Genomic DNA, 12,868 nt, shown 5'->3' with positions numbered 1-12,868 from the left:
TGCTCGCGAAAGCGGTAGCTCAGGCGGTGCTATTTTCTTAGTTCTTAGTCGTGTGAAGCGTGCCGTCGGCCATTTTGCTCGGCAGCATTCCCAGCACAAACACGCTGGCCGGCCCGCCGGCGCCACGGATGGCCCAGTTCAGGCGCTGTTGCAAAATCCCGCCGCCGGCCAGACGCCCCAAAGCCAGGTCGGCGCCTATTGCCGTCGCGATCGCGGTGCTGGCGGATGGCATGAGCATGGCGCCGGCGACCATGATCTTGCCGAAGTTGCTGGCTGGCTCCTCGGCAGTGCCAGCGTCCGTGCGACACGAGTTGTCCGGCGTGCAGGACTTGGCAAATACCCTGTCTTCGCGTGGCTCGGGCGCAGGCCACTCGTCCATCTCGATGTACACCGGCTCCGGCGCTTTCGGTGGAAGCAAAGTAACCAGGCCCTGCCACCGCTATACGGATTTAATAACCAGTCATCGTCGAGAAGGTATTTGTATTGACGCATGCCAACTCCCTGCATGGCGCTGAATCGAGCCAGGGGAGCTTGTCGGTCGAAGGGCAATTCGGGGAGAGAGGGGCGGGTGCTTGAAGTGATGAAAAATCCAGTTCTTACCTGAGCAAAGCCTGCTTCCTACAGGGCTATCTCAGTCCAGCGGTTTTGCGCCTGATTCAGGCAAAACCATTGTCGGTCGCGCCTGTAGTCTTTTCCTTTGAATCGCTGATTACGCCGGATTTCTCTTACAGATTATTCAGGTCGACAGCCTACGCGGCGTTGCCTGAGGATGGTTTCTGTACGGTTCCCAGGAGAGGCTTCAAAAGAAGGATGAGTCCGTTGGTTTTCTATTCTGATTTCAGTCGCACCCGGCATCACCCAGACTTGAGGTGCGCGCCCGTTGACGCCCATCGACCCCGTCCGCTCGATCAACGTTATCAGCTGGTAGTTTGTCCCTTTAAAGGTACACTGCATGTATGAGGTGCAGCATGTTCACACCGACAATGGTGTCGATGTGTACCAGTGCTGGCTTGATTCGCTTCGAGATTCCAGAGCCAAAGCGCGTATCACCACAAGAGTGGATCGGGCCGCTCTGGGAAATTTCGGTGATCACGCACCGGTAGGCGATTCAGTCTATGAGTTGCGTATCGATTATGGCCCCGGGTACCGGGTGTATTACGTCATTTGCGGCACGTTTGTTTTACTTTTGCTGGGCGGTGGAACAAAACAAAGGCAGCAACACGACATCGATCAATCAAAAGAAATCTGGAAGGCGCTGAAGAGGTAGCTCAATGAAAAGCGTAGGCAATCACGAGGACAGTGTTCTCGAAATGCTGCGCACGGACGAGAATTTCGCTCTCGAATATCTCGTTGCAGCATTGGAAGAAATTGATGAAGAGGGCGGTGAGTCTGTGTTTCTCACCGCGGTGCGACGTGTGGTGGAAGCGAGAGGCGGTTTTGCCGCTGTCTCCAACGCAACCGGACTCAATAGAGGCAATCTTTACCGCCAATTTTCAGCAGATGGAAACCCAGGCCTTTCTACGCTACTGAAGGTGCTGTCTGCTGTGGGGCTCGGTTTGTCGAAGGTGGTCGCTCACAGTCAGGATGATCAGGAACACACAGCAGCGTGATCCACCGTGGTAATAAGAAGCCCGGCTCGATGTCGGTCTTTCTGATTTTTTCCCTGCGGCATTTCCCTGATGGGGCACGTGGAATTGATCCGCTGACATTAAGCGGTAGGTTGCGAGTGAAGCAGAGCGCAACTTTTCTCGAGGCATAAAAAAACGGCCTACCTTTCGGTAAGCCGTTTTTAGTACTTGGTGGCTACACAGGGACTTGAACCCCGGACCCCAGCATTATGAATGCTATGCTCTAACCAACTGAGCTATGTAGCCAAGTGGCGCGCATTATTCCCCTGAAATGGCAAAGCGTCAAGCGTAAATCGAAAATATTTCTTCCTGTTTTCAACCGCTTATCCTCCAGCCCCGAAAATCGGGGCCGGGGAGGGCGTCAGCGCAGTTGGAATCTGGCGGTATTGGCGCTCAGGGCCTCGCTGCCCTGGCTCAAGGTGTCCGCCGCGAGGTTCACCGCGCGTGCGCCTTCAAGCAAACGCACCGCCGCTTGGTCGACCTGCTGGATATTGCCGCTGACTTCGTCGGCGGTGCTGGCCTGTTCTTCAACCGCCGTGGCGATTTGCGCCAGGGTGTCGGTGACGCTCTGTACGGCGCTGGCGATTTCTCCCAGGCGTTCGCCGAGTCCGGTGACCGCTTCGGCATCCGATTGCGCCTGACCACAGGCGGCTTCCATCAGGCTCACCGCTTCGTTGACCGTGGCGCGCAGGCTGTCGACAGTGCCGGCGATCTGCGCGGTGGACGATTGCGTGCGTTGCGAGAGGCTGCGCACCTCGTCGGCGACCACGGCAAAGCCGCGACCCTGTTCGCCGGCGCGGGCGGCCTCGATGGCGGCGTTGAGCGCGAGCAGGTTGGTCTGCTCGGCGACGCCGCGAATGGTGTCCACGACCAGTTGAATCTGCTGGCCTTGCTCGCTGACCCGGCCGAGCGCGGCGGCGGTGTCGTTCAGGCGCTGATTGAGCTGCTGAATGCTGGCCGTGGTGCGCTGGCTGTCGCGGCTGCTGTCGGCGGCGATGCGCCGGGTCTGCTGGGCGCTGCCCGAGGCCTGTTCGCAACTCTGCGCGACGCCTTGCGAGGTCGCGGCCAATTGCGTGGCGGCAGCGGCGATCTGGCTGATCTGCAACTGCTGCGCCTCGACTTCGCTCAGGGCGCCGCTGGAGTGTTGGTTGAGGCTGCGTACCGCGTTGCTCAACTGCGAGGTCTCGTGGTCGACGCCAAGCATGCTGCTGCGTAATTGCACCACGGCGACGTTGAGCGCGGTGCTGATCGCTGCCAGCTCATCGCGCCCCACCACCGGCACTTGCAGGCTCAGGTTGCCGTCGCGCAAGGCCTCAGCGAGCAAGGTGATGCCGCTGGCACTGCGGCGGATCGAGGCTTGCAGGCAGACGAACAGGTACAACGCGGCCAGCAGCAGGCAACCGAAGATTGCGGCGACAACAATGAACTGGCGGATCGCCGAGCTGTAATACGCATCGAGCCGCTGATCCAGCGCGACCAGGGATTGCTGGCGCAGGGAAGCAAGGTCGGTGAGCAGCGCGTCGAGGCTGCGTTCGAAGTCCTCTGGCTTGAGGTTGATGCTGCCGCCAAACACACCGTCGTCGAGAACTTTCAGGCCGCTGTCGAGGTGTTTCAGACTGTCGTGATACTGACCGGCCCAGGCTTGCAGCTCAGCTGGCAGACGCGCCTCCAGCAGGCCGGCGGTTTTCACCAGTTGCTCGCGGGCGTCCCCGATGCGGCTGCGCAGGTCGCGCAACTGCAAGCGGCTCTGCAGGGTGAACTGCCCGGAGACCACCGAAGCCTGGCCGACCGCGGCGAGACGCCCGACCCGCTCGATCAGGTCCGGCGCGTGCTGCGTGGAAATCTGCGTCAGCAGGTAGGTTTCCAGCCACGGCGCGAGGGTCAGGCGATTGTCCATGACGATCTGCTCGCGCAAGGCTTGCAGCGCGCCCAGGGCATTGGTGAAGCGGTCATAACCGTCCGGCCACCAGCCGACACTGCTGAGGCTTTTCGAATCAAGGCCATTGAGTGCGGTTTGCAGCGCCTGAAAGCGTTCGAGGATTGCGCCGTCGGCGCCTTGCTGGTTCAGAGCATTGCCCAGCTCGGTGGTGGCTTGCAGCACCGCCGGTTGCACGCCGTCGAAGGCAGCCATGGCGGCGAGGGTGGCCGGTGTCGGCTGACGATTGGTCTCGGTGGCGCGCCAGCGGGCGGCGCGGTCGCGTTGCGCGGCGAGCAGGTTGTCCAGTGCATCCAGCGCGAGCAATTGACGCACACCGGCACGTTCGCCGGAGATCAGATTGAGCTTCTCGCGATAGTCATGGCCGATCATCAACAGGCTGCCGGCCAGCGGCAGAATGAACAGCAGAAACAACAATTGGAATTTACCTGCGAAGCCAAACCGCCCCAGCAATTTGATCCCAGGTGAAAGGAAAGCCTGCATGCCTCATGACTCCTCTGGACACCACGCACCATTGGCGTGCATCGCGAACCTTTCGGCTGCGACCTGTGCCCTCTAAAAGGCCTCGAAAGTTCACTCATGCCCGCTCTGTAGGCCGGCTCTGTAGCGAAACTTCCCATTGTCGAGCGCCTTTGTAAGGCGATCGTGTTCAAGGGCAGAAGCAAGGCAAGATTCAGACCATGGCGTTGCGCTATCACCTTCGCCACCAGCGATCCCCTGTAGGAGCTGCCGAAGGCTGCGATCTTTTGACTTTGATGCTTAGAAGCAAGATCAAAAGATCGCAGCCTTCGGCAGCTCCTACACGGTGGTGTGTCATCAATAACTTAGTTAGCTGGCTAAGGGGATAGCGCGAGCGCACCGAAAAATGGCACATTGACGCACCTGCCTGCGGGCACCCATCTGCTGTCCGGAATTTTCCATGGCTATCAGCAACGTTCAGACCGCCGCTGCCTCGGCGACCGCTGCTCCGCAAAGCAGCCCCTTGGTGATGCGCATCATCGGCGCGGTGGCGCTGGCGCATCTGATCAATGACCTGATCCAGTCGGTGCTGCCGTCGATCTACCCGATGCTCAAGGCCAACTATGGCCTGACCTTCACCCAGGTCGGCCTGATCACCTTGACCTTCCAGTTGACCGCGTCGCTGTTGCAGCCGTGGGTCGGTTATCACACTGATCGCCACCCCAAACCGTGGCTGTTGCCGGCGGGTACGGTGTGTACGTTGATCGGCATTCTGATGATGTCAGTGGTCGGCAGCTTCCCATTGATTCTGCTGGCGGCGGCGCTGATTGGTATCGGCTCGTCGACCTTTCACCCGGAAGCCTCGCGTGTTGCGCGACTGGCCTCAGGCGGCCGGTTTGGTCTGGCGCAATCGACCTTTCAGGTCGGCGGCAATGCCGGTTCCGCGTTTGGCCCATTGCTGGCGGCGGCGATCATCATTCCCTTCGGCCAAGGCAATGTGGCGTGGTTTGGACTGTTCGCGGTGTTTGCGCTGTTCGTGCTGTACCGCATCAGCCGCTGGTACGCCAATCACCTCAACTTGTTCAAGCTCAAGGCCGGCCAGGCGGCGACGCACGGCTTGTCGAAGGGCAGGGTGACCAGTGCGCTGGTGGTGCTCGGGCTGCTGGTGTTCTCCAAGTATTTCTACATGGCCAGTTTCACCAGCTACTTCACCTTCTACCTGATCGAGAAGTTCGACCTGTCGGTTGCCAGCTCGCAGCTGCACTTGTTCCTTTTCCTGGGCGCAGTGGCGGCGGGGACGTTCTTCGGTGGACCGATTGGCGACAAGATCGGGCGCAAGGCAGTGATCTGGTTTTCCATCCTGGGGGTGGCGCCATTCACCTTGATCCTGCCGCATGTCGATCTGTTCTGGACCAGCATTCTCAGCGTGGTGATCGGCTTCATTCTGGCGTCGGCATTTTCGGCGATCGTGGTGTACGCGCAGGAACTGGTGCCGGGTAATGTCGGGATGATTGCCGGGATCTTCTTCGGCCTGATGTTCGGTTTCGGCGGGATTGGCGCGGCGCTGCTCGGGCATCTGGCGGATGTGCACGGGATTGAGTACGTGTATTTCCTTTGCTCGTTCTTGCCGTTGTTTGGTGTGTTGGCGATTTTTTTGCCGCGTACTAAAAAAGCTTGAGATCAAAAGATCGCAGCCTTCGGCAGCTCCTACAGGGGATAGATGTACATCTGTAGGAGCTGCCGAAGGCTGCGATCTTTTAACAATCTTTCGGGCACAAAAAAGCCGCGTATGAAACGCGGCTTTTTCTTGCCCGGCTGTTGCTTAGACGTTGAAGCGGAAGTGCATCACGTCGCCGTCCTTGACGATGTAATCCTTGCCTTCCAAGCGCCATTTGCCAGCTTCTTTGGCGCCGGCTTCGCCCTTGTACTGGATGAAATCGTTGTAGGCGATGACTTCGGCACGGATGAAGCCTTTTTCGAAGTCGGTGTGGATCACGCCAGCGGCCTGTGGTGCGGTAGCACCGACCTTGACGGTCCAGGCGCGGACTTCTTCGACACCGGCGGTGAAGTAGGTCTGCAGGTGCAGCATTTCGTAGCCGGCGCGGATCACGCGGTTCAAGCCGGGCTCTTCCAGGCCCAAGGCCTCGAGGAACATGTCCTTTTCTTCGCCGTCATCGAGCTCGGCGATTTCCGCTTCGATCTTGTTGCACACCGGAACGACCATGGCGCCTTCTTCTTCGGCGATGGCCTTGACCACGTCCAGGTGCGGGTTGTTCTCGAAACCGTCTTCGGCAACGTTGGCGATGTACATGACCGGTTTGGTGGTCAGCAGGTGGAAGCCCTTGATCACGGCTTTCTCATCCGCGCTCATGTTCTTCATCAGGCTGCGCGCCGGTTTGGCTTCGGTGAAGTGCGCGATCAGTTGCTCAAGCAGAGCCTTCTGAACCACGGCGTCCTTGTCACCGCCCTTGGCGTTGCGCGCGACTTTCTGCAGTTGTTTCTCGCAGCTGTCGAGGTCGGCGAAGATCAGTTCCAGGTCGATGATTTCGATGTCGCGTTTCGGGTCGACACTGTTGGAAACGTGAATCACGTTGTCGTCTTCGAAGCAGCGCACCACGTGAGCGATAGCGTCGGTTTCGCGGATGTTGGCCAGGAACTTGTTGCCCAGGCCTTCACCTTTCGAGGCGCCGGCGACGAGGCCGGCGATGTCGACGAATTCCATGGTGGTCGGCAGGATGCGCTTCGGATTGACGATGGCCGCCAGGGCTTCCAGACGCGGATCCGGCATCGGCACGATGCCGCTGTTCGGCTCGATGGTGCAGAAGGGGAAGTTCTCGGCCGCGATACCGGATTTGGTCAGGGCGTTGAACAGGGTGGACTTGCCGACGTTAGGCAGGCCGACGATGCCGCAATTGAATCCCATGGTGTTTCCCCTCGGGTAAAAGTCAGGCCTTCTGGCTGTGCAGGTTTTTCATCGCGCGGTTCCATTCCCCGGCGAGGATATCCGGCAGCACGCCGAGGGCAAAGTCGATGCTGGCATCGAGTTTTTCCTGTTCGGCGCGTGGCGCACGACCCAGGACGAAATTTGAAACCATACTGGCAACGCCCGGATGGCCGATGCCAAGCCGCAGGCGGTAGAACGTATTCTGATTGCCCAGTTGCGCAATGATGTCGCGCAACCCGTTGTGACCGCCATGGCCGCCGCCCTGCTTGAGCTTGGCAACGCCCGGAGGCAAGTCGAGTTCGTCATGCGCCACGAGGATTTCTTCAGGCTTGATGCGGAAGAAACCGGCGAGTGCCGCCACGGCCTGGCCGCTGCGGTTCATGTAAGTGGTGGGAATCAGCAGACGAACATCCTGACCCTGATGCGAGTAGCGCCCGGTCAGGCCGAAATATTTGCGATCGGCCACAAGATTCACATTCTGTGCGTGGGCGATGCGCTCAACAAAAAGGGCCCCTGCGTTATGCCGGGTCTGCTCGTATTCAGCGCCTGGATTTCCCAGGCCAACGATCAGTTTGATGGCAGTCACGATAGGGGCCCTTCCTTGGAGTGGTGGATAACATCGCCGCGATCGGGGAAAGCGGCGAAAGTGGACGAAAAATGCTCATTTACCATGGATGTAAACTCCGCGTTCTCGCCCGCTTTCTCGCTACGTTCCAGTCCGCGATGTTACTTGCTCACTCCGGCATGACAGAGTGAATTACTCTGCTTCGCCTTCTTCGGTAGGTTCTGCAGCAACACGTGGAGCGTGGACGTTGGCAACAGCCTTGTCATCGCCGTGTGCCAGAGCAACGAACTCAACACCTTTAGGAGCTTTGAGGTCCGACAGGTGAATGATGGTGCCGATTTCTGCTTTCGACAGATCGACTTCGATGAACTCAGGCAGATCTTTTGGCAGGCAGGTCACTTCGATTTCAGCAACAACGTGCGAAACTTCGCCGCCTTTCTTCACTGGAGCTTCTTCGCCAACAAAGTGTACAGGCACGATGGCGGTCAGTTTCTGGCCGGCAACAACGCGTACGAAGTCAGCGTGCATCACGTGGCCTTTGGCCGGGTGACGCTGCAGAGCCTTGATGATGACGTTCTGCTTGGTGCCACCAACGTTCAGCTCGATGATGTGGCTGTAAGCCGCTTCGTTTTCGAGCAGTTTGGCAACTTCTTTGGCCAGCATGCTGATGGATTCAGGGGCTTTGTCGCCACCGTAAACAACAGCTGGAACCAGAGCGGCGAGACGACGCAGGCGGCGGCTCGCACCTTTCCCCAGGTCGGAACGCACTTCAGCATTCAGAGTAAAATCGTTCATTTTGTATCTCCAAAATAGCCATGACCGAGTGGCGTTTGCGACCAGCGCCGAACACGGTATGGGCAAAAAAGCCCCGCCCCGACAGGAATGCCGGGGCGGGGCGCTTTTCGTCAACGAGACATTTCGCGAAGGGCAGGGCCCTTAACGGAACATCGCGCTGATCGATTCTTCATTGCTGATGCGGCGAACCGCTTCGGCAACAACCGGTGCGATATCCAGTTGACGGATACGTGCACAGGCTTGTGCTGCAGCGGACAGCGGGATGGTGTTGGTCACCACCAGCTCGTCCAGCACGGAATTTTCGATATTCTCGATGGCCCGGCCCGACAGCACAGGGTGTGTGCAGTAGGCAAAGACCTTGGCTGCGCCATGCTCTTTCAGGGCCTTGGCCGCGTGGCACAGGGTGCCGGCGGTATCGACCATGTCATCGACGAGAATACAGGTACGCCCTTCGACATCACCGATGATATGCATCACTTCAGAGTGATTGGCTTTCTCACGGCGTTTGTCGATGATCCCGAGATCGACGCCCAGCGACTTGGCAACAGCCCGTGCACGCACGACGCCACCAATGTCCGGGGACACGATCATCAGGTTTTCGAAGCGCTGATCTTCGATGTCATCCACCAGAACCGGGGAGCCGTAGATGTTATCTACCGGAATATCGAAGAAGCCCTGAATCTGGTCAGCATGCAGATCAACCGTGAGAACACGGTCGATGCCGACTACGGTAAGCATGTCAGCAACGACTTTCGCGCTGATAGCCACACGTGCGGAACGCGGACGGCGATCCTGACGGGCATAACCAAAATAAGGAATAACAGCAGTGATACGAGTAGCCGAGGAGCGGCGGAAGGCGTCAGCCATCACTACCAGTTCCATCAGGTTATCGTTGGTCGGAGCGCAGGTCGGCTGAATAATGAAGACGTCTTTACCGCGAACGTTTTCATTGATCTCGGCTGTGATTTCGCCGTCGGAAAATTTGCCGACAGAGATGTCACCGAGAGGGATATGCAGCTGACGTACGACACGCCGAGCCAGATCGGGGTTGGCATTCCCCGTAAAGACCATCATCTTGGACACGCGCAGTACCTAGAGGCTGAGGGTAACCTGGATGAGTAGAGAAAATGGCAGGGGCGGCTGGATTCGAACCAACGCATGGCAGGATCAAAACCTGCTGCCTTACCGCTTGGCGACGCCCCTGTATCTGTTGCTTTCAAGTGCCGGGCACTTGATTCCTTTAGAGCAGACTTTGCAGCTTGCGATGCAACATCGAAACGTTGCTTCCTTTCGCTACAAACCCTGTAAGGGTCTCTGTCAGAAGGGCCGAGACTTTATCAGCTTCAGCTTTGCTTGGGAAGCCCCCAAACACACAACTTCCAGTTCCGGTGAGCTTTGCTTCGGTAAATTTACCTAACAAATCCAATGCGTTACGTACCTCTGGATAACGCCTTGCTACCACCGGCAAGCAGTCATTTCGACTGTTTCCCTCGGGAACGGGGCGCACTTTAATGGGCGGTGTGTTACGTGTCAACAAAGGATCGGAAAAAATTTCTGCCGTACTAACAGCGACTTGCGGCACGAGCACCAGATACCACGGTTCTTCGGGTTCGACCGGGGTCAGTTTCTCCCCGACGCCCTCGGCAAATGCCGCATGGCCACGGACGAACACCGGTACGTCGGCACCGAGTGACAGGCCCAGTTCCGCCAGGCGATCTTCATCCCAGCCCAGTTGCCACAAATGGTTGAGCCCGAGCAGGGTCGTCGCCGCATTCGAGCTGCCGCCGCCAATGCCGCCGCCCATGGGCAGGACTTTGTCGATCCAGATGTCGATGCCGAGCGCGCAGGCGGATTGTTGCTGCAACATTTTTGCTGCGCGCACGATCAGGTTGCTGTCGTGGGGCACGCCGGCGAATTCGGTGTGCAGTTGAATCACGCCGTCATCGCGCACGGCGAAAGTGATTTCATCGCCGTAATCGAGGAATTGAAACAGCGTCTGCAATTCGTGATAACCGTCTTCACGGCGACCGAGAATGTGCAGCATCAAGTTGAGTTTGGCCGGCGAGGGCAGGGTCAGGCGTGCAGCGGTCATGCTTTATTGCCCCAACTTGCGCGGTTGCCAGGTCTTGATCACCAGCGTTACGTCAAGGTCGGTGCCGTGCAGCTTGATGCGCTCGGGCAGCCAGTAACCATTCTGTTCGGTGTAGGCGGTGTATTCGACTTTCCAGCCGTCCTGCTCAAGGCTGGCCAGACGACTGTCGGCGTCCAGGTTCAAGCGACTCTTGCTTTCCGGCGCGGGCAGGCCACGAACCCACCAGGCCAGATTGGATACCGGCAATTTCCAGCCCAGCTGTTCTTCGAGCAGGGCTTCAGGAGATTGCGATTCGTAGCGGCCCTGGTTGGCGACTTCCAGCGACACCTTGCCCGGGCGCCCGGTCAGGCGTGCCGCGCCACGACCCAGCGGGCCGGACAGGCGAATGTCGTAGTAATCCTGACGTTGCAGCCAGAACAGCGTGCCGCTGCCGGAATCCTTCGGCGCGCGGATGCCGATCTTGCCGTCGATCTGCCAGCCATCAAGGCCGGTCAGTTGCTGTTTGTTCGCTGCCCATTGAGCCGGGCTGCCGTGACCCTCGACTGATTCGCGAGTGCCGAAACCCGAGCAACCGGCGAGCAGGGCGATGAAGCTGAAAACAATAACGTGGCGCAAAAGCATGGTTTAAAGATTCTCGGATCCGGTCAGGCGCTTGATGGTGCTGCGCAGAATGGTGCTGTCGGGCTGATCCTTGAGGAACTTGCCCCACACTTGTTTGGCTTCGCGTTGATTGCCCTTGGCCCAGAGGACTTCGCCAAGGTGCGCGGCGACTTCATGGTCGGGGAAACGCTCGAGCGCCTGGCGCAGGTATTTCTCCGCGTCGTCCAGATTGCCCAGGCGATAGTTCACCCAGCCGAGGCTGTCGAGTACCGCCGGGTCTTCCGGATTGATCTGGTGCGCCTGCTCGATCAGCGTTTTCGCTTCAGCGTAGCGGGTGGTGCGGTCGGACAAGGTGTAGCCCAGCGCATTCAGCGCCATGGCGTTGTCCGGGTCGCGCTTGATGATCAGGCGCAGGTCTTTCTCCATTTGCGCCAGATCATTGCGTTTCTCCGCGAGCATGGCGCGGGTGTAAAGCAGGTTGAGATCGTCCGGATATTTCTGCAGCGCTTGTTGCAGAACCTTCCAGGCCTTGTCGTCCTGTTTATTGGCCGACAGGCTTTCCGATTCGATCAGATACAGCTGGATCGCGTAATCCGGTTGCTCGTCACGCTCGGCCGCCAGTTTGCTTTGCGCTTCGGCGGTCTTGCCGTTGCTCATCAGGATATCGGCCTGACGCAGCTGTGCCGGCAGGTAGTCATTGCCCGGGCCGACCTGGGCGTATTCGATGAGCGCGCCTTGTGGGTCATTGCGCTCTTCGGCAATCCGGCCGAGGTTCAGATGCGCTGAATCGACATGGCTTTCGCGAGCGATCAGGTCTTCCAGATAACCCTTGGCTTCATCCCACGCCTTGGCTTCCAGGCACACCAGCGCCAGCGAATAACGCAATTCATCGTCTTCCGGGTATTGCTGAACGAGGGTGGAGAATTCTGCCTTGGCGTCGTCCATGCGGTCCTGTTCAACCAGCATGCGCGCATATGTCAGGCGCAGGCGCTTGTCTTCCGGGTATTTCCTGATGCTTTTCTGCAACAGCGGCAGCGCTTCGTCACCACGGTTGAGCAACTGAAGCAGGCGCGCGCGCAACAGGATCGGTGCGATTTCGCCGTCTTCCGGTGGGTTGTCTTCGAGCAGAGTCAGCGCGCCTTGATTGTCGCCGTCCTGCTGCAACAGCAGAGCCTTGCCGAAAATCAGCTGATTGTTGTTCGGGTGGCGCTGGAGCAAACGGTCGAAGCTTTTCATCAGGCCGTTGCGGGTTTCCTGATCGGTGTCGGCGGCCGACAGCGCGAGGAAATCGAAATGGGTATCGCCCTTGCCCTGCAGGACTTTCTCCATGTAGACCATGGAGTCGTCGTAACGCCCGGCGCGAGCCAGTTGCACCGCAGCGGCGCGTTGCGCTTCGAGATCGTCCGGGGCGTTGCGCGCCCAGATCAGCGCGGTGTCGAGGGCCGGTTGATCGGCGCCCAGATATTCGGCGATGCGGAAAGCCCGCTCGGAGACGCCCGGATCCTGGGTGTTGATGGCCTGGGTCACGTAATTATCCAGGGCAATGTCGAAACGATTGCGCTGGCCAGCGAGTTCGGCGCTCAGCAGGCTGAACACGGTTTCCTCGCTGAATGAGCCGTAAACCTTGGGCTTTTCAGGTGCGGGCGTGGTGTCTTCGACCGGCGGGGTGCCGTCCGGCGCAACGGGCGCCATGGCCTGGCAGCCGCTGAGGAAGACAAAAGCGAGGAGCAACGCGGAAGATCTATTCATATAGGAAGAGGACGACTAACCTGCGGTCGGATCATCATGACACAAGCCTTCGGCCAAACATAACCGAGACTCAATTGTGGCCATTATAGGGGCTGACGAT

At 58.8% G+C, this 12,868-nt stretch carries 12 protein-coding genes and 2 tRNA genes; 3 read left to right on the top strand and 11 right to left on the bottom strand.

The window, feature by feature from the left end:
- Positions 1–37: 37 nt before the first annotated feature.
- Positions 38–379, bottom strand: a complete 342-nt coding sequence (locus tag D8U60_RS12615) for a hypothetical protein (RefSeq protein ID WP_130900222.1) — start codon at positions 377–379, stop codon at positions 38–40.
- Between the two features lie 573 nt (positions 380–952).
- Between D8U60_RS12615 and D8U60_RS12610 the strand changes: the two genes are divergently transcribed.
- Positions 953–1,267, top strand: coding sequence for a type II toxin-antitoxin system RelE/ParE family toxin (locus D8U60_RS12610; protein WP_122699512.1), 315 nt, complete (start codon positions 953–955; stop codon positions 1,265–1,267).
- Between the two features lie 4 nt (positions 1,268–1,271).
- Complete coding sequence (locus tag D8U60_RS12605; protein ID WP_122699513.1) at positions 1,272–1,610, top strand: DNA-binding protein; 339 nt, start codon at positions 1,272–1,274, stop codon at positions 1,608–1,610.
- A 187-nt stretch (positions 1,611–1,797) separates the two neighbouring features.
- On the opposite strand, the gene D8U60_RS12600 is transcribed toward D8U60_RS12605, so the two are convergent.
- Both D8U60_RS12600 and D8U60_RS12595 read right to left on the bottom strand, forming a co-directional pair.
- A tRNA-Met gene (locus D8U60_RS12600) sits at positions 1,798–1,874 on the bottom strand.
- Positions 1,875–1,989: 115 nt separating this feature from the next.
- A complete protein-coding gene (locus D8U60_RS12595; RefSeq protein WP_095181651.1) occupies positions 1,990–4,047 on the bottom strand; it encodes a methyl-accepting chemotaxis protein in 2,058 nt (685 codons plus the stop codon).
- 436 nt (positions 4,048–4,483) lie between these two features.
- Here D8U60_RS12595 and D8U60_RS12585 point away from each other — a divergent pair, with 436 nt between their 5' ends.
- The gene (locus D8U60_RS12585; protein ID WP_039761258.1) at positions 4,484–5,701 is read left to right on the top strand and encodes an MFS transporter; all 1,218 of its coding nucleotides are present in this window, start codon (positions 4,484–4,486) and stop codon (positions 5,699–5,701) included.
- Positions 5,702–5,845: 144 nt separating this feature from the next.
- On the opposite strand, the gene ychF is transcribed toward D8U60_RS12585, so the two are convergent.
- The 8 genes from ychF to D8U60_RS12545 form a co-directional block, all read right to left on the bottom strand.
- Positions 5,846–6,946 (bottom strand): redox-regulated ATPase YchF, encoded by a 1,101-nt coding sequence (gene ychF, locus D8U60_RS12580; RefSeq protein ID WP_016773202.1) that lies wholly within the window; start codon positions 6,944–6,946, stop codon positions 5,846–5,848.
- A 22-nt stretch (positions 6,947–6,968) separates the two neighbouring features.
- On the bottom strand, positions 6,969–7,553 hold the full coding sequence (pth, locus tag D8U60_RS12575; RefSeq protein ID WP_016773203.1) for an aminoacyl-tRNA hydrolase: 585 nt from the start codon (positions 7,551–7,553) through the stop codon (positions 6,969–6,971).
- A gap of 171 nt (positions 7,554–7,724) precedes the next feature.
- The gene (locus D8U60_RS12570; RefSeq protein WP_024014298.1) at positions 7,725–8,327 is read right to left on the bottom strand and encodes a 50S ribosomal protein L25/general stress protein Ctc; all 603 of its coding nucleotides are present in this window, start codon (positions 8,325–8,327) and stop codon (positions 7,725–7,727) included.
- A 141-nt stretch (positions 8,328–8,468) separates the two neighbouring features.
- Positions 8,469–9,410 (bottom strand): ribose-phosphate pyrophosphokinase, encoded by a 942-nt coding sequence (locus D8U60_RS12565; protein ID WP_003171603.1) that lies wholly within the window; start codon positions 9,408–9,410, stop codon positions 8,469–8,471.
- 45 nt (positions 9,411–9,455) lie between these two features.
- A tRNA-Gln gene (locus D8U60_RS12560) sits at positions 9,456–9,530 on the bottom strand.
- A 37-nt stretch (positions 9,531–9,567) separates the two neighbouring features.
- A complete protein-coding gene (ispE, locus tag D8U60_RS12555; RefSeq protein WP_122611794.1) occupies positions 9,568–10,419 on the bottom strand; it encodes a 4-(cytidine 5'-diphospho)-2-C-methyl-D-erythritol kinase in 852 nt (283 codons plus the stop codon).
- A gap of 3 nt (positions 10,420–10,422) precedes the next feature.
- Positions 10,423–11,040, bottom strand: a complete 618-nt coding sequence (gene lolB, locus D8U60_RS12550) for a lipoprotein insertase outer membrane protein LolB (protein ID WP_016773207.1) — start codon at positions 11,038–11,040, stop codon at positions 10,423–10,425.
- Between the two features lie 3 nt (positions 11,041–11,043).
- Positions 11,044–12,768 (bottom strand): tetratricopeptide repeat protein, encoded by a 1,725-nt coding sequence (locus tag D8U60_RS12545; protein ID WP_024014295.1) that lies wholly within the window; start codon positions 12,766–12,768, stop codon positions 11,044–11,046.
- Between the last annotated feature and the right edge of the window lie 100 nt (positions 12,769–12,868).

This window comes from Pseudomonas sp. Sample_11 (assembly GCF_004307505.1).
GTDB lineage: Bacteria > Pseudomonadota > Gammaproteobacteria > Pseudomonadales > Pseudomonadaceae > Aquipseudomonas > Aquipseudomonas atacamensis.
Note: the sequence above shows the minus strand (reverse complement) of the source record. Positions and strands in the feature narration are given on the sequence as shown.